1 protein-coding gene is annotated in these 593 nt (G+C 62.1%); it reads right to left on the reverse strand.

The annotated features are described in order from the left end of the window. Positions 1-501 (reverse strand): Ulp1 family isopeptidase (locus K6N12_RS35185; protein WP_376744696.1); only part of this gene is annotated, 501 nt, incomplete at its 3' end. Positions 502-593 lie beyond the last annotated feature (92 nt).

The following is a 593-nucleotide window of genomic DNA, read 5'->3' on the forward strand; positions in this document are numbered from 1 at the left end:
TGAATAGGCGGCTGACGGCAAATCCTGCCGGAAGGGCGCTGTATTCCAGCTATCGGGAAGCTGGCCGGGTTGAGCCACTCCATGCCAAAACTCTGCGGGATCGGCGATCTGTGTGGAGGACTCCGGTTCAGCCGCCGCAGCCCTCGCTCGAGCACTGTTGGGCGCGGTGCTCAGACGTCGTTGGAGTTGCTCCCGATCGGCGACGAGGTTGTCGAGGTGCAGCACGGCTGGCCGGTCTCTTCGCGCCAGACGTCTAACGAGCGCCCGCGTGCCGTCAACCACGAAGACTCCGCAATCATAGCCGTTGCGCTGTTGGGTCATGCGGACGGGCTCCAGACGGGTACCCAACCTTTGTGCGAGCATTGCTGCAAACTCGTCGTTCTGGCCCCGGAAGGAGTCATAGTGATAGGCAGCCGGCTCCTCGCGGTTGCGACGGTCAACGAGTAGCAGCGACCAATGGGTGCCCCGGTGATCAGGATCCGAAGCACTGGCATCGCTCACTGGAAGGAACAGGAAGTCGGCTGTATCTCTTCCATCCTGATCATTAACGATGCGCTGGAAAGCGCTCAGCGCGGTGCTCTCATCGCCCAGGC

The sequence above is a fragment of the Rhizobium redzepovicii genome (genome assembly GCF_019793435.1).
Lineage (GTDB): Bacteria > Pseudomonadota > Alphaproteobacteria > Rhizobiales > Rhizobiaceae > Rhizobium > Rhizobium redzepovicii.